Origin of the sequence: Nannocystis pusilla, assembly GCF_026626665.1 — a bacterium.
Lineage (GTDB): Bacteria > Myxococcota_A > Polyangia > Nannocystales > Nannocystaceae > Nannocystis > Nannocystis pusilla.
The window spans coordinates 4,440,417-4,461,481 of sequence record NZ_JAPNKE010000002.1 but is presented as its reverse complement, the minus strand read 5'-3'; the positions used below and the strand labels follow the sequence as shown (position 1 = coordinate 4,461,481).

Genomic DNA, 21,065 nt, shown 5'->3' with positions numbered 1-21,065 from the left:
TGGGGCCCACGACGCCGTGGCGGACTGGGCTGTGAGTGGGCGACCCGCGGGGCCGATGTCGACCCGTGTCTCCGATCGACCCACGCGTGATGGCATGTCTTTGTGGACATGCCTGATAGGGCATGTCTCTTGTGACATGTAAAGGGGCACGCTCCCGTCGGGGACGACGCGGCGACGGCGGACGTGGGCTCGCCCTCGCTGCTCCGACGCGGCGGCTCGCCGACGCAGGTCGGCGCCGTGAGGGCTGACGCGGCGACGTCGGCTCGCTCACGCTGGTCCGGCGCTGCGATGGCGGACGCGGGCTCGACATGGCCGCGGACGGAGTGATTCGCGGGCCGGCGCAGCAGGGGATTCACCTGCTCCGTGGATTCGCCTGTGGCGCCGTCGCGCGGGCGATCGCGGGTGATGCGGCCGCAAAGCGGCGCCGGCGGGGTTTCGTCGCAGTGGTATCGGCCGCTCGCCCGGCGCCAGCGCGCGAGCTTTCCGGTCCCTCGGGCTCCGCCGGTTCTCGTGCCGGCGCTCGCAGCGTCTGCTAGGTTGCCGCGCCACCATGACCAAGCATGCGATTTTTCTACTGACGCTGGCGATCGTCGGCTGCGGCGACTCGAAGTCGGGCGACACGGACACGGACGCGGGGACGGGCACGGACACCGGCACGGCGACCGACAACCCCACGGGCACGGGCAGCGAGACGGGCACGGGCAGCGAGACGGGCACCGAGAGTGACACGGACACGGGCGCGCCCACGGGCACCGGCGGCGATCAGCCGGTCCAGGTCGACGCGTCGGGCTGCCTCCCGCAATGCGTGGAGGACGTCGACGCCCAGACCCCGACCATCGAGACCGACTGCACGGTCTGCGACTACGATCCCGTGCAGCACACCTGCGCTTCGATCGTGAAGTGCGAGTCGGTCATGGGCGCGTGGACGATCCCCGCGGGGCAGGAGGCGTGCTTCGCAGTGCACTGGGACAGCGGCACCGATACGCCGTCGGAGATCGACAACCTGAGCCAGACCTGCCTCGACGCCGGGAGCAACGCGCAGATCGAGATCGTGCGCAACGGCGAGGCGCCGGCCGGGACCTTCCCCGCGGCGATCTGCTCGTGGTCGCCGAGCCCGGCGACGGATTGTCCGGACCTGTGAATGGCCGGTGAATCGGCGGTGTGATTGGCAGCACCGCGCGGCGCGCCTTCACGGGGCGCGCCACTCGAAGGTCTGTTCGCCGTGGTCGCCGCCGCAGAACGGCGGGTCGTCCTGGCCGATCAGGCGAAAGCCCTGCGCCTCGTACAGGCGGCGCGCGGCGTCGAGGCCGGGCAGGGTCGTCAGGTACACGCGTGAATAGCCGCGCTCGCGGCAGAAGGCCATCGCGTCGGCGACCATGCGGCGGCCGAGGCCGAGCCCGCGGGTCGCCTCGTCGAGGATGAAGAAGCGCAGGCGCGCGGCCTCGCGTCCGGCCTCGGGCCGCGGCCCGTCGATCGTCAAGGCGCCGCAGATCCGGCCGTCCAGCCGCGCCACCCACACGCGGTCGCGCGCGGGGTCGAAGCGGCGGAAGAACTCGCACTGGCCCTCGGCGATCATGACGTCGACGCGCCAGTCGGTGCCGTGGCTCGCGGTCATGCAGCGGCCGAACAGCTCCGCGACGGCGCCGACCAGGCCGGGCGGATAATCGGCCATGGTGCGCAGCTCCGTCAGCGTGGCGCGCTCCGGCGCGGCTTGTCCTCGAGCCTCGAGCATGGCCGACGATCGGCCGCGTCGGCGCGCGGGTCAAGCGGTCCGCGAGGCGTGGAGCTTCGGGAGCGCGTCGCCCGGGCCTCGATGTCGGCGCCGCGACGAGAGGTCTCGCCGCGATCGTCGGCGCTGCCGCGGCAACGGTCTCGTCCGCGGCGGCCCTGCGTACACGCGAGGGCTCACGCCGAGCGTCGACGCAGCGAGGAGCCGCTGTCTCGTCCGCGGCGGCCCTGCGCGCACGCGAGGGCTCACGCCGAGCGTCGATGCAGCGAGGAGCCGCTGTCTCGTCCGCGACGGGCGTTCGGCGACGAACAAATGGACCCGGAGCTGCCGCGAGCGGCGAGCGAGCCGACGGAGCACGCTCCGCGCTCGCGCCCGGGCGGACTCGCTCGCGCGCGAAAGGGGTTGAACGGGCGCGCCGGATGGGAAATCGTGGCGCATGACTTACGCCTTGGCCGCGCGATCGGGGTGGGTGTTCTTGGCTGTCGTCTGGCTCGTCGGTTGCGGCGACGCCGGCGGTGATTCGGATTCGAAGGGCGGAGCCGCGGGCGACACGACGGCGAGCGAGACGGCGAGCGCGAGCGAACCGACCGGCACGGCGCCCGACAGCGACAGCGACAGCGAGGGCGACGGTCCGACCGGCAGCGGCACCGACGGGTCGGCCGGGAGCGTCAGCGCGGGCAGCGACGCGACGTCGGAGCCGGGCACCGGCGGCGCGACGATGGGCGTGACCGACGGCGGGGGCGAGTGCGGCAACGGGGTGCTGGAGCCCGGCGAGCAGTGCGATGACGGCGACCTCGACGACGGCGACGGCTGCGAGTCCAGCTGTCTTTTGGGACATACTTGCGGCGACGGCAAGCACGAGGTCGGCGAGGCCTGCGACGACGGCAACACCGAGGACGGCGACGCCTGCAGCGCCGATTGCCAGGTCGTGACGCCGCCGCAGGTGTGCGGCAACGGCTCGGTCGAGAAGCCGAAGCTGTGCGACGACGGCAACCGCGGGGGCGGCGACGGCTGCGAGCCGGACTGCACGTTCACCCCGCCGGAGTGCGGCAACGGCCAGATCGAGGCCGGCGAGGCGTGCGACGACGGCAACCTGGTCGACGGCGGCGAGTTCGACTACTGCAAGAACGACTGCACCAAGCACCACCCGGCCGCTTGCGGCGCGCCGGTGAACTACGCGGTGTGCGACGATGCGATCGATCTGGCGGACAAGGGCGATCCGCGGGACGCCCTGCGCGCGATCGGGGTGTGTGACCTGCAAGCCGACGACTCGGTGGTCGTCACCGCGTTCGAGTTCGACCCGGCGGCGCAGCCGGACACCTGGCAGGTCGCGCGCGGCTTCGGCAGCTACGCGGCCGACCTCGACGGCGACCCGAACACGCCGCCGCAGCGGCTGTACGCGCCGCGCGAGGGCGAGGCCTTCTTGATGCTGTCGACCGGGACGATCGCGGCGCCCGATGCCGACGGGGTGGTGATCGAGGCCACCAACTCACAGGTCGAGCACGGGGCCAACGGCAACTCCGGCGACGACGCGCTGCCCAGCCCGTTCAAGGCGGTCGACGGCAGCAACGACGGGGCCGGCGGCACGCCGTTCGTCGGCTGCGACAACGGGGTGCCGGGCGGCGACGGCGACTGCTCCGACACGCTGCAGGCGCAGTGGCAGAAGACCAACGGCAAGGTGAACGACCGCATCTACTTCAGCTTCGAGACGGTGGTGCCGGCGGCCACGTACGGCTTCACGTTCGACTTCGTGTTCTGCTCGTCGGAGTGGCCGGGCTACGTCGGCACGGTCTTCAACGACATGTTCTTCGCCTACCAGGTCGACCCGACGCCGGACGACCCGAACGCGAACCCGCCGGTCGACGCGTACAGCGGCAACGTGGCCTTCATCCCCGACCCGAACGACGCGGACCAGGGCCTGCCGCTGACGATCACGGCGCTCGACAGCTACTTCGACGGCCCGGGCTACACGAAGGCGGAGCCGCAGCTGTGGGGCACCGGCTTCGAGGGCCACGCGTGCTCGGCGTGGTTCAGCGCCCGCGGCGGGGTCCAGCCGGGGGCGGAGATCACCGTGGGCTTCTTCCTCGCCGACATGTCCGACGCCAACTGGGCCACCGTCGCCCTGCTCGACGCGTTCCGCTGGGACTGCGAGGGCTGCGTGCCGAGCGACGTCGACGACTGCGGGATCAAGCCGCAGTGATGTCTGGACATGTTCCGAGGGACAGGTAGATCGACCCGGTCCGATGGCCGGTCGCCTGGCGGCCGCGAGTGATCCGCACCGGCGGCTCGACGCGCTGTCCGGCCTGGCGACGGCCGCGGCGCGGGAGGATCGTCGGACGCGCTCGCCGACGACCGCGTGCCCTCGACGGGTCGCGCCCCGGCTGGCGCGAGCCCCGACGTTGGTCGGGTTTTCTTCGCCGCGGTTCTCCGCCATACCCGACAGCCGACGCGACCTCGCCGTCGCGCCGCTCGTTCGCCGCCCGCCGCTCTGCCGAAGGACCATCGCATGACCGACTCGTACCCCGCCGAAAGAACCGCGCTCCTGTTCGTCGATCCGTACAACGACTTCCTCGCGGAGGGCGGGAAGGTCTGGCCGCGCCTGCGCGACGTGGCCGAGAAGGTCGGCCTGCTGGGCAACCTGCGGGCGGTGGTCGCGGCGGTCCGCGCCGCGAAGATCCGCGTGTTCATCGTCCCGCACCGCCGCTGGGAGCCGGGCGATCTCGAGAGCTGGCAGCGCGCGAACCCGTACCAGAAGAACGCCGCGCGCACGCAGGTGTTCGCCAAGGGGAGCTGGGGCGGCGAGTGGTACCCCGAATTCGCGCCGCAGCCGGGCGACATCGTCGTCAAGGAGCACTGGGGCTCGAGCGGCTTCGCCAACACCGACCTCGACGTGCTGCTCAAGCAGCACGACGTCGCGCGGGTCATCGTGATCGGCCTCATCGCCAACACGTGCATCGAATGCACCAGCCGGTTCGCGGTCGAGCTCGGCTACCACGTGACCCTGGTGAGGGACGCCACCGCGGCGATGTCCGAGGAGGCGATGCGCGCGGCCCACGAGATCAACGGGCCGACGTACGCCCACGCGATCGTCACGACGCAGGAGCTCGTGGCCTCGCTGTCCGCGCGCTGAGGGGCGCCCGGGCGCTACTCCGCCTTCACGAACCGCGTCGAGCGAACGCCGCGGGCGAGCGGCGAGCGATTCGCGGGTCGAACCGATGGGGCGCGAGCCAGTGTCGGAGCACGAGCTTCAGGGCGCGAGCGCGCCGCGGCTGGCGGCGAGGTCCGAGCGCAGCGGGCGGGCGGTGTCGCGGCAGCGGGCGTGGTCGGCGGCGGCGGTGGCCTGGACCTCGGCGAGCCAGCGCTCGCGCTGACTCGCGGTGCGGGCGCGCGTGCCGTACAGCGCCGACAGCTTGACGGGCGCGAGGCCGACGAAGCGGAGGGTGCCGTTGACGAAGGAGCCGTGGAGCGCGCGGTAGTGCCACAGCGCGTACCACCACGAGGGGCTGTCCATGGTCGTCAGGACGCGCGCCGATCGGCCGGCGAGCAGGCCCTCCGGCAGCGCCTTGCCGGGGCGGTAGGCGAAGGCCCAGCCGGGGAGGAACAGGCGATCGACGAGCGCCCGGACGACGGCCGGCGGCGAGACCCACCAGGTCGGAAATACCCACACGAGGTGGTCGGCGGCCTCGATGCGGGCGCGCAGGGCGACGAGGTCCGGCTCGAGGGCCTGGTCGCCGCGGAAGCCGCGGCGCAGCACCGGGTCGAAGCGGAGCTCGCCCAGGTCGACGAGCTCCGCCTCGCCCCCGGCCGCGCGGAACCCGGCCTGGTAAGCCCGGGCGACGGCGGCGTTGAAGCTCGCGGGATCGGCGTGGCCGAGCAGGATCAGTGCCTTCTTCATGCCGAAGAGCCTGCGGCGGCCGGCCGCGGGGCACCATGCGAAAAATTTCATACGTGCTATGCAATCTCGCATGAGTCGAGACCTCGCGGCGACGCGGGCCCTGCTGGGGGACTGGGACGCCGTGCGCTACTTCCTCGCGGTCGCGCGCGAGGGCTCGTTCTCGCGGGCGGCCCGGCTCCTGGGGACCGATCAATCGACGGTGAGCCGCCGGATCGCCGCGCTCGAGGAGGCGCTCGGGCGCAAGCTGTTCGAGCGCGGGCCGCGGGCGGTCGTGCACAGCAGCTTCGGCGCGCAACTGGTCGAGGCGGCGCTCGCGGTCGAGCGGGCGATGCTGGCGCTGCAGGACCGCGCCCACGCGAGCGAGGTGCGGGTGAGCGGGCGGGTCCGCGTCGCGTTGACCGAGGGCCTGGCGCAGCACGTGGTGGCGCCGCGCGTGCTGCCGCCGCTGCTGGCGCGGCACCCCGAGCTGGCGATCGAGCTGCACACCAGCGACGCGGCGGTCGACCTGGCGCGACACGAGACGGACATCGCGATCCGCTTCTTCCGCACGCCGCGCGGCGAGCTGGTCGGCCAGCGGGTGGCGCGGCTCGAGCGGGCGCTGCTCACGTCCCACGCGGCCAAGCGGCGGCTCCGCGGGGTGGCGGCGCGCGACTTGCCGTGGATCGCGTACGTCCACCCGAGCTTCGTGGCGCCCGAGCGGGCCTGGCTCGACGCCATCGGGGCGCCGCGGGCCACGCTCGAGTGCACGAGCGTCGAGACGCAGCTGGCCCTGGTGCGCGCGGGCCTCGGCGTCGCCGTGGCGCCGCGCAGCTACGCGGCGGTGATGCCCGAGCTGTGCGTGCTCGAGGTGGCCGAGCTGCCGCCGCTGCCGCCGCTCGAGGTGTACGTGGTCACCCGCGCGGCGATCCGCCGCGTGCCCCGGGTCGCGGCCGTCTACGAGGCGCTCGTCGCCGGGCTGCGCGCGCTCGAGGCCGGCTGAGCCGATTGTCGCGGGGCGGGTCACCGCATGGCCGATGGGACAGGCTGCGACGCGCGGGCTCGGGTGACTGGTCGCCGGCTCGGCGCGGCGCTTCGGGGGCTTATACGCCTGGCTCTCGGGACAGGTTGATTCGCGCGGCCCGGGTGAAACTTCTCCGGGTCGGAGCGGCGTTTCGCCGGACCGTACCGCCTGGCCGATGGGACAGGCTGCGTCGCGCGGGCGAGGGAGCGCGCCGAGGTGGCCATGGCGAGCGCGCGCGCGCGGGCCCGCCTGCGGCGGCTCACGCGGTCATGCGCAGGGCGAGGCCGAGGAGCCGCGACTGCAGCCACTCCTGGGGGCCCTGGGGGCGGTCGAGCTGCATGCGCTGCAGCGCCTCGACGTCCTCGCTGGCCGCGCCGGTCATCGCCCGCACCGCGATCTGCAGCTTGTGATCGGCGTGCGCCTTGAGCCAGCCCAGCGCCTTCGCCAGCCGCTGCTCGACGGGCGTGAAGTCGCTGCCGAGCGGGTAGTCGGGCAGCGCGCCGGCGGCCCGATGCGGGGCCAGGCGCTCGCGCAGGACCTCGGGCGTGTTCTCGGCCCAGCGCGCCGGCGGCTCGAAGCCTCGCCGCAGCTTGTCGTTGGCCCGGGCCGCGGCGACGAGGCCGGCCTGGAAGCGGGCGTCGGCGATCGCGATCATGGCGATCGCGCAGTCTTCGTCGGCGCGGCCGCGCAGGTCGGCGACGCCGTACTCGCTGACGTAGAGGTCGCGCAGGTGGCGGGGGATGGTGATGTGCCCGTAGCTCCACACGACGTTGGAGGTGGAGCGGCCGCCGCTGTCGCGAGTGGCGCGCAGCATCAAGACCGAGCGCGCTCCGGGCAGGGCGTGGGCCATGGCGACGAAGTTGTACTGGCCGCCGACGCCGGAGACGACGCGGCCGCTGTCGAGCGCGTCGGAGGTCGCGGCGCCGAGAGCGGTCGCCATCATGCAAGTGTTGAAGAAGCGAGCGTCGCGGCGCTGCAGCCGCTTGAGCGGCTCGTCGCGGCCGTCGAGGTCGTTGATCGCGCTGACGCGGCGCATGCCGATCGCGCGTCGCTCATCATCGGGCAGCCCGCGCAGCCAGGCGTAGAACTCGGGCGAGCCGAGGTAGAACGCGCCGTGCAGGTACTCGCCGTCGCGCGCGAGCCGGGCCCGATCGGCGGCGTCGGCGGAATCGTCGGCGAGGCGCTGCATCAAGGCGAGGTCGTCGACGACCTTGCGCCCGACGACGCCGACCTGCACGAGGCGGCGAAAGCCCTCGTTGACCATCTCGCTGCAGCCGTACAGGCCGGCGCCGAACGGCGCGAGCGCGGGGTCGTCGGCGCGCGGCGAGCCGAGGTCGCGCAAGATCCGGCGGTAGGCCGCGTTGTCGGTGTGACGCAGCACGAGCGCGTGGCTCAGCGCGTCGGCCAGGGCGCCGATGCCGATCTGCAGGGTGCCGCCGTCCAGCACGAGGGTGCTGGCGTGAAAGCCGATCGCGTAGTCGGCGTCGCCGACGGGCTGGCGCGGCAGGCCGAACAGCGGCGGGTGCGGGCCCGGCGGGGTGACGACGACGTCGAAGAGGTCGGCCGGGACCGCCGCGCTGCCGCCGAGCCAGGGCAGGGACGGATCGATCTCGGCGATCATCAGCGGGCGCGGCTGGCCGCGCGCGGCCAGGGCGTCGAGGGCGTCGAGGGTGACGTCGGTGTTGCACGACAGCGACAGGCGCGTCGGCTCGCCGTCGCCGGGCTCGCGCGCGACCTTCTGCACCACGACGTTGAGGCCGCGGTCGGCCAGGGCGCGCGCCACGTGGGTGTAGTTGAGGCTGGCGTAGCGCCGCTGGGCCGCCGGTGCGCCGAGCAAGGCGCCGGACTGCAGGTAGAACTCCTCGACCTCGATGTGCGGCGGCAGGACGTCGCGGCGCAGGGCGTCGACGTAGGCGAGGCGGGGGAAGTCGTCGCCGAAGTGACGGCGCACGAACAGGGCCAGAAGCGCGCCTGCAGGCCGTCACCGGGATCGGGCGGATCGAGCGAGAGCGCGGTGTAGAGGTGGAGCGGCCGCGTGGGGTCGGCGGCGATCCGGTGGTACAGCGCGTTGAGCAGGCGGTGCGGCTTGCCGAGGCCGAGCGGGGCACCGACGTGGAGCGGGCCGGGCACGCGCGCGAGCAGGAGCTCGACCGCGTCGTCGAGTGAGGCGAGGGACGTCGGCGCCGGGCGCATGGGGGAGCGTAGCGTCTTCGCCGGGCGCTGCCGTCGCGCCGCGGCCGGCGGGCGCGGGCGCTCGCGGGGCGGCCTGCGCGGGTGTAAAACCCCGCCATGATCGCGTTCCTCGGCACCGGACTCCTCGGCGCGGGCTTCGTGCGCGCGCTCCTGCGGCGCGGCGAGACCGTCCACGTGTGGAATCGTTCGCCCGCGAAGGCCGAGGCGCTGACGGCCGACGGGGCGCGGGCGTTCGCCGATCCGGCCGAGGCGGTGCGCGGGGCGGAGCGGGTCCACCTGGTCCTGTCCGACGACGCGGCGGTCGACGAGGTGCTGGGGCGGGTGCGGCCGGCGCTCGCGCCGGAGGTGATTGTCGTCGATCACACGACGACGTCGCCGACCGGCACGCGCGCTCGCGTGGCCCGGTGGGACGAACGCGGGCTGCGCTTCGTCCACGCGCCGGTGTTCATGGGCCCGCAGAACACGCTCCACGCGACCGGGGTGATGCTCGTCAGCGGCGAACGTGCGCGCGTCGCCGCGGTGACGCCTCACCTGGAGCGCATGACCGGCAAGCTGGTCGACCTCGGCGATCGCCCCGACCAGGCGGCGTGCATGAAGCTGCTCGGCAACCTGTTCCTCATGTTCCTCACCAGCGGGGTGGCCGAGGTGTTCAACCTGGCCCGCGCGCTGGACGTCGAGCCGCGCCAGGCGGCCGAGCTGTTCGCGTTCTTCAACCCCGGCGCGTCGGTCGGCGCCAGGGCCGAGCGCATGCTGGCCGGTGACTTCGAGCGCGCGTCGTGGGAGCTGGCGATGGCCCGCAAGGACGCGCGCTTGATGCTCGACGAGGCGAGCCAGGCCGAGCGGACTCTGGCGGTGCTGCCGGCGATCGCGGCGCTGATGGACGCGTACCTCGCTCGCGGCCACGGCGGCGACGACTGGACGGTGATCGCCCGCGACGCGGTGACGCCGTCGCGCTAGTCCGTTACGCTGAGGAGCCCATGGACCCGGTCGTCTACCCCGTCCGCACCCCGATCGCGTACTGGCTGGTGGTCGGCGCGCTGTTCGGGCTGGCGGCCGTGGCGGGCTATTTCTGCGCGCTCGCGCTGGCGCAGGGCCTCTATTCGTGGAAGATCGTCGGCCTCGGCGGCCTCGTCGTGGCGGCGCCGGTGGTTTATCTGCTGGCGACGCCGGAGTACCGCGCGCGCGGCGAGCTCCGCGTCGGCACTGCATCCGTCGAGGTCCCCGACGGACGCGGCGTGCCGGTCCGCTTCACCAGCGCGCGGCTGGAGCTCACGGTCCACCGCGTGATCGTCCGCTACCGGTTCACGGTGTTGCCGGTGGCCGAAGTGTCGCGCGGCATGGTGATCGAGCTGCGCGAGGAGCCCGGCGGCGACGGATCTCGACGCTCGCCCTCGTCGAGCCGCGGCAGGGCGAGGCGCTGGTCGCCGATCTCGAGCGCGTGCGGCGAGGCCTGCCGCCGGAGGGGCCGCGCGCGCCGGAAGAGCCGCCGCCGCGGCGACCCGAGCGACCGCGCGACGAGCACGAGGCGCAGCTCGACCGCGAGCTCGCGGCGATGGACTGACAGCGGGACGCGTGCAAGTCGTGGGGCTGCACGCGGGACGGCGGCCGCGAGGCCGTGCGTGGGCGGCGCGAGCAGGAGTCACTGCGGCGCCGGGCACGTGCGAACTCGAGTGGGCGGCGCGAGCAGGAGTCCTGCGGCGCCGGGCACGTGCGAACTCGAGTGGGCGACGTGAGCAGGAATCACTGCGGCGCCGGGCACATGCGAACTCGAGTGCGTGCCGCTGCTGCCCGGGCCGGTGGGGAAAGGCGCAATTCGGGCGCTGGGCGGGCTCTGCCGGGGGCCGCGAAGATTTTTTCGAGCTCGGGTGTCGGCCGTGTCGAAAGCGGCCGCGCAGAAACGACGATGTCGTGAGCACGGCCGAGGAGCCGTCCAGGCAGGGCCGGGTTCATCCCACGCGATTACGAAGGAATCATCATGGCAGCCACGATCAAGCAGCGGATCTCCACCTTCCTCTGGTTCGACCATCAGGCCGAGGAGGCGGCGAACTACTACACCTCGATCTTCCCCGACTCGAGCATCGGCAAGATCACGCGCTACAGCGAGGCCAGCAGCGTCCACGGCGCGCCGAAGCCGGGCTCGGTGATGACGGTGGGCTTCACCCTCGACGGCGTCGAGTTCGGCGCGCTCAACGGCGGCCCGCACTTCAAGTTCACGGAGGCCATCTCGCTGGTGGTGCACTGCGCGACGCAGGCCGAGGTCGACCACTACTGGGACCGCCTCGGCGAGGGCGGCGACCCGCGGGCGCAGCAGTGCGGCTGGCTCAAGGACAAGTTCGGCGTGTCGTGGCAGATCGTGCCCGTCGAGCTGTTCGAATTGCTCGAGGATCCCGATCCCGCCCGCGCGCAGCGGGCCACCGCGGCGATGATGCAGATGAGGAAGATCGACATCGCCGCGCTGCGCAAGGCCGCGGCCGGCTGAGGCTCGGTGGGCCGGGACCGACCGGCGGCTCGTCCAAGAGCTTCGGCGGAGCCCGCCGCGACGGCGGACGACGGCGACGCGCGCTCGCGCGTCGTTCGCCGCGCGAGCGTGGAGCCGGGTCGGTCACAGCTCGGCTCGCAGGGAGCGGGCCCAACCTTCGAGGTCCTCGAGGGTGCTCTCGAGCAGCGCCGGCGCGGCGCGGAGCCGTCGCAGCTGGGCGGCGAGCAGCTCCTTGGCCCGGCGCAGGCGGGTGCGCACGGTGCCTTCCGGCTCCCCGAGCACCGCGCCGATCGCCCCGGCGGTCATCTCTTCCCAGAACGACAGCTCGAGCACGACCTGGAACTGGAGCGGCAGGCGCCGCAGCCCCGCGAGCAGGAGCCGGTGCTCGGCGCGGCGCGCCAGCGCGGTGCTCGGCCCCGGGCCGAGATCGTGGACGCTGACCTGCTCGACGTCGACGGGCCGCCGCGCCCGCTCGGCGTACAGCTTCTGCAGCTTGTGATAGGCGATCCCGAGCAAATAGCCGCGCAGGCTGCCCTCGCCGCGGTAGCGCGCGGGCGCCTCGAGGCAGGCCACGAAGGTGGTCTGGACCAGGTCGTCGACCTCGTCCTCGGACCACACCTTGGCGCGGACGAACCGCGCGACGGCGCGGAAGTGGCGATCGAACAGCGCGGCGCCGGCCCGGCGATCGCCGGCCTGCCAGGCCGCCAGCAGCTCCCCGTCGGCGCGGTCGCTCACAGGGCCGCCTTTGCGCAGGCCTCCGCGTGTCCCAGAGAACATGCCCGATCGCGCATGACCTTCGGGCCAGCAGGGTCGAGCGCCGCGGCCTGGTCGCACAGCCAGGCGTAGCCGTGCGCGCAGCCGGCCTCGGCGAGCTCGCGGCGCCGCGCCTTCGACTCGGGGGTCCCGGCGATCCCGGCCTCGAGGTCCATGTATTCGCCGACGATCAGCGCGTGCTTGCAGCAGTCGGGCTCGCCGGCGAGGCAGGCCCGGGCCTGCGCCTCGGTGCCGATGGCCTCGCAGCGCGCGAGCGGTTCGCAGCCGTCCGGGCCGCCGTTGCGGGTGCCCGCGGGGCACGGCGCGGCCGTCGCGATGGCGGCGCAGTAGCGCCGCTCGAGGCAGCTGAGCGCGTGGACCTGGTCGGCGCTCAGCGGGGCCTCGCGGGTCGCCGCGGCCAGCTTGCACGCGGCCGTCTCGCCGCTGCGCAGGAGCAGCTCGATCGCCTCGAGCTTGGCGGCGAGGTACGGCGCGCTGTCGGTCGGGTGCGCCTTCATCCGCGCGCGGACGGCCGCGAGGGCGGCCTTCGGGTCGCCCGTGAACGGCAGCCGCGGGAGGCACAGCGCCGGCGCGGCGGCCCACAGCCGCTCGACGAGCGTCGGGCTGGCGGGCGACGCGGCGCTGTCCTCCGGCGCGGGTTCGGGCGCCGCGCCGGCCAGCTTCGCGGCGACGGCGGCCGCGACGAGCACCCCCGCGATCGCCCACGGGGCGGTGCGCGGCCGCAGGAGCCGCGCGAGCGCGGCGATCAGGGCGGCCATGTCGGGGAAGCGGCCCGCGGGGTCGCGCTGCAGGCCGCGCGCGAGCACGGCGCGCAGCGGCGCCGGCACCCAGCGCGGCGCCGGGCGAGCCTCGTGCTCGAGGACCGAGCTGCGCAGGCTCGCGAGGTCGGCGCCGGCGAACGGCCGCGCGGCGCAGACCGCCTCGTACAGCGCGACGCACAGCGCGAACTGATCGGCGCGGGCGTCGACGGGCGCTCCGGCGAGCTGCTCGGGGGCCATGTACGCGGGCGTGCCGGCGAGCTCGCCGGCGCGGGTGCACAGCGGCGATTCGATGTCGTCCGTGACCGCGAGCTCGGCGGCGGCGTCGAGCGTGCTGGCGATGCCGAAGTCGGCGACGCGGACCCGACCGTCGCGCCCGACGAGCACGTTGTCGGGCTTGAAGTCGCGATGGACGAGACCCGCGGCGTGAGCAGCCCCGAGGCCGCGGGCGGCCTCGATGAAGCGCTCCAGCACGGGGCGCAGGTCGGGACCGCCGCGCTCGACGGCGGCGAGCCGCGGCAGCGCGCGGCGCCACAGCGGAGGCGGGCGCACCGGGTGACGCGCGAGCCAGTCGGTCAGGGTCTCGCCGTCGACGTACTCCATGGCGACGAAGAGCTGGCCGTCGTGCTCGCCGATCTCGTGGATTGAGACGACGTTGGGGTGGGCGAGCCGCGCCAGCGCCCGCGCTTCGCGGCGGATCCGCTCGCTCGCGCCCTGCAGGCCGGCGTGCATCAGCTTGATCGCCACGGGGCGCTCGAGCGACGGATCGTACGCGAGGTAGACAGTGCCCATCCCGCCGCTGCCGAGCCGGCGCTCGAGCCGGTAGTCGCCGACGTGCGGCGGCGGCGAGGCGTCGAGGTCGCCGAACAGCCGCGCCTTGACCCGCCGCTGCAGCAGCCGATCGGTGAGCTCGGTGTTGGTGTCGGCGGGGAGCATCTCGAGAGGCGAGGGGACGATACCGGGGCTCGCAGTGCTGCGTCCCGCGAGGCGGCGGAACAATTGGATTATTTTCGCGCCCTGATTTTTTCGGGCGGGCCCGAGAAGAAAATCCAATTGAACCGGCGGCCTCGCCGGACCTCCCGGGTGCGAACTGTCGGGCGAGGCGCCCGGCGGTCGCTGGAGGATCATCATGACGCCCCTGCTTGCCCCTGTTCTGAGGATGCTGTCGTCGCGCCGGCCCCCGCGCGGCTCCCGAACTTCCGCGACCACCCGGCCGCCGCGGAGGTCGCGATCGTGGATGGTCGCGGCGGCGGTCGCGGCGATGCCCACGCTGGCCCAGGGCGAGGCAGCGCCCGCACCCGCTGTCGCCGCAACCCAACCGCGATGTGAGCCGCTGCCTCCGTTCCTCGACGGCAAGGACGCGTTGACCGCGGCCGCGCGCGCTGGTGGCTCGCGGCAAGACGCTCCGGATCGGCAGCCCCGAGCACACCGACGTCAAGATCGAGGTGATGACCCTGTTCGCCCGCGCCGGCGACCTCGAGATGTGCAAGCTGCTGCGGAAGACGCAGAAGACCCCGGCGCTGTCGCAACGGCAGTCGCACGCGATCGCCTGCGTGCAGCAGCAGTTCTGCCGGCCGATGACGCTGCCGGGCGGCTGCCCGGCGGGGATGCGCAACGAGGGTCCCGAGGGATGTGCTCCCATCCGCAGCTGCACGGCCGCAGGCAGCGACGCGCAGGCGGCCGCGTGCGAGGCCGGCGAGGCGAGCTGCTGCGCGCCGGCGCTGCTGATGCTGGAGATCGCCGACGCACAGGCGGGCATGCCGACGCCCGAATCGCTCGCCACCCGGCGGACGCTGGCGAGGATCGGCTGCGACGCCGGCCACGCGGAGCTGTGCCTGGAGGCGAGCGCGCTGGGCGTCGGGACGGCGGCCGCTCGGCGCGAGCGAGCGTGCGCGCTGGGACACGTCGAATCGTGCCGGCCGCTCGCGCCGAACCCGTGAGAGTCACGACGGCCTCGCGCGCGAGCTTCGAGCTCACGGCCCGGCGAGCAGTGGTTCACGTCGTGCGCGACTGCTTCTGCAGCACGGAGCTCACGGCCCGGCGAGCAGTGGTTCACGTCGGGCGCGACTGCTTCTGCAGCACGGAGCTCACGGCCCGGCGAGCAGTGGTTCACGTCGTGCGCGACTGCTTCCGCGAGCCGCACGACGCGAAGTTCGTGGGCCGTCCGTGACCTTCACGGTCGTGCCGCAGCGAGCACGTGGCGAGCCTCGGAGCGCCCCGGAGGATCGAGGCGCGCGGGTTCGGTCGCGCGTGCGTGCTTTGGAGCTTGACGGCTCGCAGCGGCTCGCGCCTAGACTCGCCGACGTTGACGCGGCTCTCCGACGAGCAAGTGGCGGCCATCCGCGCCCGCCCCGAAGACGATGGCCCGCGGCTGGCGCTCGCGCGGCAGCTGCAGCAGCGCGGCGACCCGCGCGGCGAGTTCATCGAGCTGCAGTGCGCCGCGGCCCGCAGCGAAGACGAGGACGCCCGCGACGAGCTCACCGCGCGGGCGGAAGTCCTGTTGGCCGCCCACGAGGACGAGTGGCACGACGAGCTCGGCTTGCGCATCGGCGAGGCGACCTGGGCGCGCGGCTTCGTCGATACCGTGTCGCTCGTCCCGGGTCGCGTCGATGCGATCGGCGAGCGGCTCGCCCGCGGCGCCCCGGTCCGCGCGCTGCACCTGCGCGGGCTCGGCGACGACGGCGACGCGCTCGAGTCGGTGATACGTGACCCGCTGCTCGCGGTGGTCACGGCGCTCGACCTGTGCGCCGACCTCAACGACATCGGCCCCGACGGCGCGTACGTGCTGGCCGAGGCGACCCACCTGACGCAGCTCCGCGAGCTGCGGCTGCGCGAGAACACGATCGGCGAGGAGGGCGGGCTCGCTCTCGCCGGGGCGACGCACCTCGCCGGGCTGACGAAGCTCGACCTGCGAAGTTGCCAGGTCGGCACCGAGGGCGTGCGCGCGTTGGCAGCGGCGACGCACCTGGCGAACCTGCGCGAGCTGTGGCTCGGCTGCACGTTCTTCGACAGCGGCCGCGAACCCTGCGGCGACGAGGGGGCGTTCGCGCTGGCCGCGGCGCGCCACCTGAATCAGCTCGTCACCCTCGACCTGCAGTGGAACGACATCAATTTGCCGGGCGGACGCGCGCTGGCAGCGGCGCCGCAGTTCGCCGGCCTGCGCGAGCTGTGGCTCGGCGCCAGCTTCCTCGGCCCGCTCGGCGCCGAGGCGGTGGCGATTGGCATGCCGAACCTGACGTTGCTCGATCTGTACGACAACGAGATCGGGCCGAAAGGCGTGGGGTCGATCGTCAAGCGGCTGAAGCACCTGCGGACCCTCGACCTGAGCCACAACGGCCTCGGCATCGAGGGCGTGGAGATCATCGCCGGGGCCGAGTCCCTCGCGGGCTTGCGCGAGCTCCGGCTCCCCTACAACAAGCTGGACGACGAGGGGGCCGCTGCGCTGGCGAACGCCCGCCACCTGACCCGGCTCGAGCTCCTCGACCTGCGCGACAACGACATCGGTCCGGACGGCATCGAGGCCCTGCTCGAGGAGGCGTGGCTGGCCCGGCTCGAGCACCTGTTCCTCGACGACAATCCGCTGGGCGACAGTGCAGCGGAGGCGCTGGCGACGGCGACGCACATGACCCGGCTGAAGCAGCTGCGCCTCACGCACTCGGGTCTCGGGCCGGCGGGAGCGCGGGCCCTCGCCTCGGCGTTGCACCTCGCCGGTCTGCGGGAGCTCTTCGTCCACCGGAACCGGCTGGGGGACGAGGGCGTCGCGGCGCTCGCGTCGGGGCTCTGGACCCGGCTTCGCAAGCTCGTCCTCGCTCACACGGGGATCGGCGACGAGGGGGCGCGTGCGTTGGCCGGCGCGCCGCTGCTCGCCGGGCTCACCGGGCTCGATCTCAGCGGCAACCAGATCGGCGACGATGGCCTGCGCGCGCTCGCGGCGGCGCCCATGGCTGCGTTGAGCGAGCTGTGGTTCGACGACAGGAACCCCGTCACCGCGGCCGGGGTCGCCGCGCTCGCGGCGGCGCCACACCTCCGCCGTCTGCTCCGCCTGCACCTGGACAACCGGGAGCTCCGGCCGGCGGATCTTTGTCCGCTGGCGGGTGCTCCGTGGCTTCACTCGCTCCACTCGCTCCACGTCGGAGCGAGGTTCGCGCCCGACGAGCTGTACGAGCCGCTCGTGAGCAAGTTGTGGGCGGTCGCACCGGATCTGGTCATCCTGTGATCTGCGGCGGGTGCGACGACGAGGAGGTCGCGGCACGGTCGCGGAGCCTCGGCCGCTGCGGGATCGGCGACGCGCGGGCGCGCGTGCGGGCGGCCCATCCGCTGCTCGCCGATTTCACCGGGCTCGATCTCGGCGCCGACGCGATCGGCGACGTGGGAATGCGCGCGCCGGCGGAAGCGCACCTGGGGGCGCCGGGCGAGCTGGGGTCCGCGGTAACCCCATCGGTGCCGACGGTATTGGCGCTCGGGGGCGCCGCACCTCCGCGGGATCGAGCGGTGCACCTGACCGCGGAGCGCCCTCGCCCGAGGCGACAGGTCCGCTCGTTCGTGCGCCTGGCCGAGTTCGCTGCAGCGGCTCGTCCTGGGCCCGGGCGACGCGCGCGAGCGGCGAGGGAGGCGTTGCGCGAATTGAGCGCGGAGCTGCAGGTCGACTGATTCGCCGGACACTCGACCGCTGCGGCTCGAGTGCCACGATTTGGGTGGTCGCGGCAAATGGGTCGTCGTGTGGGCGGGTGGGTGCGACGGCGATAGGTCTTGGCCTGGCGATCAGGTCCGCGTTCCACCGGCAGCGGCGGCGATGTTCGGAGGCGATCGAGGGGCGAAAGCCGACCCTTCCGGCCGGGCCGGGGCCGCGGGACGTTGACTGCGCGCGGCGCATCTCGGAAGATTCCGCGTTCTGCATGACCCAACGAGGCGAGTCGAGTGCGCGGGCGATCTGCCACGATTCGCCGATTCGCTAAACCTTGGAGAGGCTCTCGTGGATTCACAAACCTACGATGTCGCCATCCTCGGCGCCGGGATCGCCGGCTCGACCCTGGCGGCGATCCTGTCCCGTCAGGGCTTTCGCGTGTTGCTGCTCGAGAAGGGCGCCCACCCGCGCTTCGCCGTCGGCGAGGCGATGCAGCCGCAGAGCTCGATGCTGCTGTGGATCCTCGGCGAGCGGTTCGACGTGCCGGAGCTCCAGCACCTGAGCTGCACGCAGAAGATCTTGCGCCACGTGACCCGCAACGTCGGCGTGAAGAAGACCTTCGGGTTCCTCTACCACGACGAGGGTCAGCCGCAGGACCCGAACAAGGGCCACCTGCTGGTGCCGCCGCCGACGCCGCTGGCCTCCGAGAGCCACCTGTTCCGCTCCGACATCGATCACTACGTGGTGAAGGCGGCGATCAAGTACGGCACGGATTACCGCGAGCGCACCGACGTCGTCGACTTCGAGCTCAACGACGACGGCGTGGTCCTGCGCACCGCCGCCGGCGAGGAGTTCCGCGCCCGCTATCTGTGCGACGGCACCGGCCACAAGTCGCTGGTCGCCGAACGGATGGGGCTACGGCCGGAGGTGCCGCCGCTGCGCACCCAGTCGCGCACGATCTTCACCCACATGCGCGGCTTCCAGCGCTACGACGATATCATGGCCCCGCACGAGCGGCCCGGCCTGACGCGCGGCTACTACGAGGGCACGCTGCACCACGTGATCGACGGCGGGTGGTTCTGGATCATCCGCTTCGACAACGTGCCCGGCTCGGAGAGCGACCTGACCAGCGTCGGCCTGACGCTCGACATGCGCAAGTACCCGCAGCGCGGCATCCCGCCGGAGCAGGAGTTCTGGGAGGTCGTCAACCGCTACCCGAGCATCGCCCGCCACCTGCAGGGCGCCGAGGTCACGCGGCCGTGGGTCGGCACGGGCCGCCTGCAGTTCACCGCGACCGACAGCGTGGGCAAGCGCTTCTTCCTCCTGTCGCACGCGCACGGCTTCATCGACGCGCTGTACTCGCGCGGCATGATCAACACGTTCGAGACGATCCACGCGCTCGCGCCGCGGCTGATCCAGGCGCTGAAGGACGACGACTTCGACCCGGCCCGCTTCGAGTACCCGCGGAAGCTGCAGGACGCGATGCTGGCCGACAACGATCGCATGGTCCACAACTCGTTCCGCTCGTTCGCCAACTTCGAGACCTGGAACGCGTTTTTGCGGGTGTGGCTCATCAACATCCTGTTCGGCGACCTGCGCATGTTCCGGGTCTGCCTCAAGTACCTGGAGAGCGGCGACAAGGCGGACTTCGCCCTCCTCGACGCCGACCCGCTGCCGCTGGAGCCCGCGCCCGGCGAGGATCCGCTCGAGGACATGCGCCGCTTCACCGACACGACGTTCGACCGCTGGGAGGCCGGCGAGATCGACGCGGAGCAGGCCGCGACGCTGGTGTTCGAGCTGCTCGGACGCTCGCCGCTGCCGCCGATCCACCCGTGGGGCGACCCGGCTGCCCATCACACCGACGTGCTGCCGGAGAAGCTGAAGCAGATGATCGCGTGGGGCAAGACCGAGGCGAAGTGGCCGCTGAACCGCTGGTTCGACTTCGACCTGAAGTACCTCGAGCGGCTGCGCCCCGACGAGGCCGCCTGACCCGCTCGCCCGGTCGCGCCGGGTGATCGTCTGTCCCGAGGGACATGTCCGAGCATTTCGGACATGTCCCTTCGAACATCCGCTCGCGCGCCCCGGCGGCGGGCGGCTGCGGAATGAACGGACATGTCTTACGGGACATGTCCTTCGTCGCGTCGGGGCGACCGAGGGCGTGCCCCTCCGGACAGGTCACTCGCCGAGGCCGTAGCGCTTGATCTTGTCGTAGAGGGTGCGCACGCCGATCCCGAGGGCCTCGGCGGTGCGGATCCGGTTGCCCTCGAAGTGGCGCAGGGCGGCCTCGATCGCGTCGCGCTCGAGATCTTGCAGCGGGCGCGGCGGGCCGTCGTGCCCGGGCTCGCCGGCGGCGACGGGCGCGGCGGGCGGAGCAGGGGCGGCGGCGACGGGCGCGGGCGTGAAGCCGAGCCCGGGGATCGCCAGCTCGCCCTCGTGCAGGGTGTCGCCGTCGGCCAGGATCGCCGCGCGCTCGAGCGTGTTGGCGAGCTCGCGGACGTTGCCCGACCAGCGAGCGCGGCGCAGCAGGGCCCGCGCCGAGGGGTCGAGCTTCAGCGGCTTGCGCCCGAGGTTGGCGCAGGCCTGGGCGAGCAGGCGCTCGGCCAGCGGCTCGATGTCCTCGCGGCGGTCGCGGAGCGGCGGCAGGACCACCGGGAACACCGCGAGGCGGTGGAACAGGTCCTCGCGGAAGCGGCCCTCGGCGATCATCGCCGGGAGGTCGCGGTTGGTGGCGGCGATCCAGCGCACGTCGGCGCGCAGGGTGGGGCCGCCGCCGAGCCGCTCGAAGGTCCGCTCCTGCAGCAGGCGCAGCAGCTTGGCCTGCAGCGGCAGCGCCAGCTCGCCGACCTCGTCGAGGAAGAAGGTGCCGCCCTGGGCGACCTCGATGCGGCCGCGGCGACGCGCGTGCGCGCCGGTGAAGGCGCCCTTCTCGTGGCCGAACAGCTCGCTCTCCAGCAGCTGCTCGGCCAGCGCGGCGCAGTTGACGGCCACGAACGGGCCGGCCTTGCGTCGACTCATCCCGTGGACCGCCCGCGCCGCGATCTCCTTGCCGGTGCCGCTCTCGCCGATCAGCAGGACCGTCGCGTCGGTGACCGCGACCTTGCGCAGCGCGGCGACCACCGGCTGCATCGCCGGCGCGCCGAAGGTCAGCTCGGGCGCGGCGTCGCTGCTGCCCTGGTGGGCCTCCTGGAAGTTGCGCAGGGCCCGGCGCTCGGCCGCGCGGCGGATGAGCAGGCGCAGCTCGGCGAGCGAGCCGAGCGGCTTTTGCAGGTAGTCGAACGCGCCGAGGCGCATCGCCTCGACCGCGGTGTCGACGTCGCCGTGGGCGGTGAGGATGATGCACTCGACGTCGGGCTGGCGCTCGCGCAGGCGGCGGAGCAGCGCCATGCCGTCCATGCCGGGCATGCGCAGGTCCGACAGCACGACGTCGAAGCCCTCGCGCTCGAGCAGCGCCCACGCGGCCTCGCCGGAGGCCGCCTGCGCGACCTCGTGATCGTCGTCGGCCAGCGCCTCGGCCACGAACTCGCGGATCCCCGGCTCGTCGTCGACGACCAGCACGTGCGCCATCAGTCACCCTCTCTTTCGGCCGGCGGCAGCCCACGCGGAACACGGAGCC

At 73.3% G+C, this 21,065-nt stretch carries 17 protein-coding genes and 1 pseudogene; 12 read left to right on the top strand and 6 right to left on the bottom strand.

Annotation, left to right across the window (positions count from 1 at the left end):
* Nucleotides 1-550 precede the first annotated feature (550 nt).
* Complete coding sequence (locus OV079_RS19625) at nucleotides 551-1,141, top strand: hypothetical protein (RefSeq protein ID WP_267770362.1); 591 nt, start codon at nucleotides 551-553, stop codon at nucleotides 1,139-1,141.
* A 48-nt stretch (nucleotides 1,142-1,189) separates the two neighbouring features.
* Here OV079_RS19625 and OV079_RS19620 read toward each other — a convergent pair whose 3' ends face one another.
* Nucleotides 1,190-1,732, bottom strand: a complete 543-nt coding sequence (locus OV079_RS19620) for a GNAT family N-acetyltransferase (protein WP_267770361.1) — start codon at nucleotides 1,730-1,732, stop codon at nucleotides 1,190-1,192.
* A 433-nt stretch (nucleotides 1,733-2,165) separates the two neighbouring features.
* Between OV079_RS19620 and OV079_RS19615 the strand changes: the two genes are divergently transcribed.
* Together OV079_RS19615 and OV079_RS19610 are read left to right on the top strand one after the other, a co-directional pair.
* Nucleotides 2,166-3,929 (top strand): choice-of-anchor L domain-containing protein, encoded by a 1,764-nt coding sequence (locus tag OV079_RS19615; RefSeq protein ID WP_267770360.1) that lies wholly within the window; start codon nucleotides 2,166-2,168, stop codon nucleotides 3,927-3,929.
* A gap of 306 nt (nucleotides 3,930-4,235) precedes the next feature.
* The gene (locus OV079_RS19610; protein WP_267770359.1) at nucleotides 4,236-4,859 is read left to right on the top strand and encodes a cysteine hydrolase family protein; all 624 of its coding nucleotides are present in this window, start codon (nucleotides 4,236-4,238) and stop codon (nucleotides 4,857-4,859) included.
* Nucleotides 4,860-4,976: 117 nt separating this feature from the next.
* Here OV079_RS19610 and OV079_RS19605 read toward each other — a convergent pair whose 3' ends face one another.
* Nucleotides 4,977-5,624: an NAD(P)H-dependent oxidoreductase gene (locus tag OV079_RS19605; RefSeq protein WP_267770358.1), complete on the bottom strand. Its 648-nt coding sequence runs from the start codon at nucleotides 5,622-5,624 to the stop codon at nucleotides 4,977-4,979.
* A gap of 70 nt (nucleotides 5,625-5,694) precedes the next feature.
* Here OV079_RS19605 and OV079_RS19600 point away from each other — a divergent pair, with 70 nt between their 5' ends.
* Nucleotides 5,695-6,603: a LysR family transcriptional regulator gene (locus OV079_RS19600; protein ID WP_267770357.1), complete on the top strand. Its 909-nt coding sequence runs from the start codon at nucleotides 5,695-5,697 to the stop codon at nucleotides 6,601-6,603.
* A gap of 280 nt (nucleotides 6,604-6,883) precedes the next feature.
* On the opposite strand, the pseudogene OV079_RS56075 reads toward OV079_RS19600, so the two are convergent.
* Nucleotides 6,884-8,676, bottom strand: a pseudogene (locus OV079_RS56075) (acetyl-CoA hydrolase/transferase C-terminal domain-containing protein).
* Between OV079_RS56075 and OV079_RS19590 the strand changes: the two are divergent.
* From OV079_RS19590 to OV079_RS19575, 4 genes are all read left to right on the top strand, one after another.
* A complete protein-coding gene (locus tag OV079_RS19590) occupies nucleotides 8,647-8,790 on the top strand; it encodes a hypothetical protein (protein WP_267770355.1) in 144 nt (47 codons plus the stop codon). The pseudogene OV079_RS56075 and the gene OV079_RS19590 overlap by 30 nt on opposite strands.
* A gap of 123 nt (nucleotides 8,791-8,913) precedes the next feature.
* Nucleotides 8,914-9,774, top strand: a complete 861-nt coding sequence (locus OV079_RS19585; protein ID WP_267770354.1) for an NAD(P)-dependent oxidoreductase — start codon at nucleotides 8,914-8,916, stop codon at nucleotides 9,772-9,774.
* Nucleotides 9,775-9,794: 20 nt separating this feature from the next.
* Nucleotides 9,795-10,550, top strand: a complete 756-nt coding sequence (locus OV079_RS19580; RefSeq protein WP_267770353.1) for a hypothetical protein — start codon at nucleotides 9,795-9,797, stop codon at nucleotides 10,548-10,550.
* 242 nt (nucleotides 10,551-10,792) lie between these two features.
* Nucleotides 10,793-11,296, top strand: coding sequence for a VOC family protein (locus OV079_RS19575; protein ID WP_267770352.1), 504 nt, complete (start codon nucleotides 10,793-10,795; stop codon nucleotides 11,294-11,296).
* 123 nt (nucleotides 11,297-11,419) lie between these two features.
* Here OV079_RS19575 and OV079_RS19570 read toward each other — a convergent pair whose 3' ends face one another.
* Together OV079_RS19570 and OV079_RS19565 are read right to left on the bottom strand one after the other, a co-directional pair.
* On the bottom strand, nucleotides 11,420-12,031 hold the full coding sequence (locus tag OV079_RS19570; protein ID WP_267770351.1) for an RNA polymerase sigma factor: 612 nt from the start codon (nucleotides 12,029-12,031) through the stop codon (nucleotides 11,420-11,422).
* Entirely contained in the window at nucleotides 12,028-13,764 is a 1,737-nt protein-coding gene (locus OV079_RS19565; protein WP_267770350.1) for a serine/threonine-protein kinase, read from the bottom strand. The genes OV079_RS19570 and OV079_RS19565 overlap by 4 nt, the downstream gene beginning before the upstream one ends.
* A 449-nt stretch (nucleotides 13,765-14,213) precedes the next feature.
* Between OV079_RS19565 and OV079_RS19560 the strand changes: the two genes are divergently transcribed.
* From OV079_RS19560 to OV079_RS19545, 4 genes are all read left to right on the top strand, one after another.
* Nucleotides 14,214-14,768, top strand: a complete 555-nt coding sequence (locus OV079_RS19560) for a hypothetical protein (protein ID WP_267770349.1) — start codon at nucleotides 14,214-14,216, stop codon at nucleotides 14,766-14,768.
* Nucleotides 14,765-14,998, top strand: a complete 234-nt coding sequence (locus tag OV079_RS19555; RefSeq protein ID WP_267770348.1) for a hypothetical protein — start codon at nucleotides 14,765-14,767, stop codon at nucleotides 14,996-14,998. The genes OV079_RS19560 and OV079_RS19555 overlap by 4 nt, the downstream gene beginning before the upstream one ends.
* Nucleotides 14,999-15,133: 135 nt before the next feature.
* On the top strand, nucleotides 15,134-17,044 hold the full coding sequence (locus OV079_RS19550; RefSeq protein WP_267770347.1) for a TIGR02996 domain-containing protein: 1,911 nt from the start codon (nucleotides 15,134-15,136) through the stop codon (nucleotides 17,042-17,044).
* Nucleotides 17,045-17,800: 756 nt separating this feature from the next.
* Nucleotides 17,801-19,441, top strand: a complete 1,641-nt coding sequence (locus OV079_RS19545; RefSeq protein WP_267770346.1) for an NAD(P)/FAD-dependent oxidoreductase — start codon at nucleotides 17,801-17,803, stop codon at nucleotides 19,439-19,441.
* A 186-nt stretch (nucleotides 19,442-19,627) separates the two neighbouring features.
* Here OV079_RS19545 and OV079_RS19540 read toward each other — a convergent pair whose 3' ends face one another.
* Nucleotides 19,628-21,016 (bottom strand): sigma-54-dependent transcriptional regulator, encoded by a 1,389-nt coding sequence (locus tag OV079_RS19540; protein ID WP_267770345.1) that lies wholly within the window; start codon nucleotides 21,014-21,016, stop codon nucleotides 19,628-19,630.
* Nucleotides 21,017-21,065 lie beyond the last annotated feature (49 nt).

What these genes read in the sequence shown, in the direction of transcription:
- OV079_RS19580 (WP_267770353.1), top strand. Translation starts at nt 9,795, where the DNA reads ATGGACCCGGTCGTCTACCCCGTCCGCACCCCGATCGCGTACTGGCTG.
- OV079_RS19610 (WP_267770359.1), top strand. Translation starts at nt 4,236, where the DNA reads ATGACCGACTCGTACCCCGCCGAAAGAACCGCGCTCCTGTTCGTCGAT.
- OV079_RS19585 (WP_267770354.1), top strand. Translation starts at nt 8,914, where the DNA reads ATGATCGCGTTCCTCGGCACCGGACTCCTCGGCGCGGGCTTCGTGCGC.
- OV079_RS19600 (WP_267770357.1), top strand. Translation starts at nt 5,695, where the DNA reads ATGAGTCGAGACCTCGCGGCGACGCGGGCCCTGCTGGGGGACTGGGAC.
- OV079_RS19605 (WP_267770358.1), bottom strand. Translation starts at nt 5,624, where the DNA reads ATGAAGAAGGCACTGATCCTGCTCGGCCACGCCGATCCCGCGAGCTTC.
- OV079_RS19540 (WP_267770345.1), bottom strand. Translation starts at nt 21,016, where the DNA reads ATGGCGCACGTGCTGGTCGTCGACGACGAGCCGGGGATCCGCGAGTTC.
- OV079_RS19575 (WP_267770352.1), top strand. Translation starts at nt 10,793, where the DNA reads ATGGCAGCCACGATCAAGCAGCGGATCTCCACCTTCCTCTGGTTCGAC.
- OV079_RS19625 (WP_267770362.1), top strand. Translation starts at nt 551, where the DNA reads ATGACCAAGCATGCGATTTTTCTACTGACGCTGGCGATCGTCGGCTGC.
- OV079_RS19615 (WP_267770360.1), top strand. Translation starts at nt 2,166, where the DNA reads ATGACTTACGCCTTGGCCGCGCGATCGGGGTGGGTGTTCTTGGCTGTC.
- OV079_RS19620 (WP_267770361.1), bottom strand. Translation starts at nt 1,732, where the DNA reads ATGCTCGAGGCTCGAGGACAAGCCGCGCCGGAGCGCGCCACGCTGACG.
- OV079_RS19565 (WP_267770350.1), bottom strand. Translation starts at nt 13,764, where the DNA reads ATGCTCCCCGCCGACACCAACACCGAGCTCACCGATCGGCTGCTGCAG.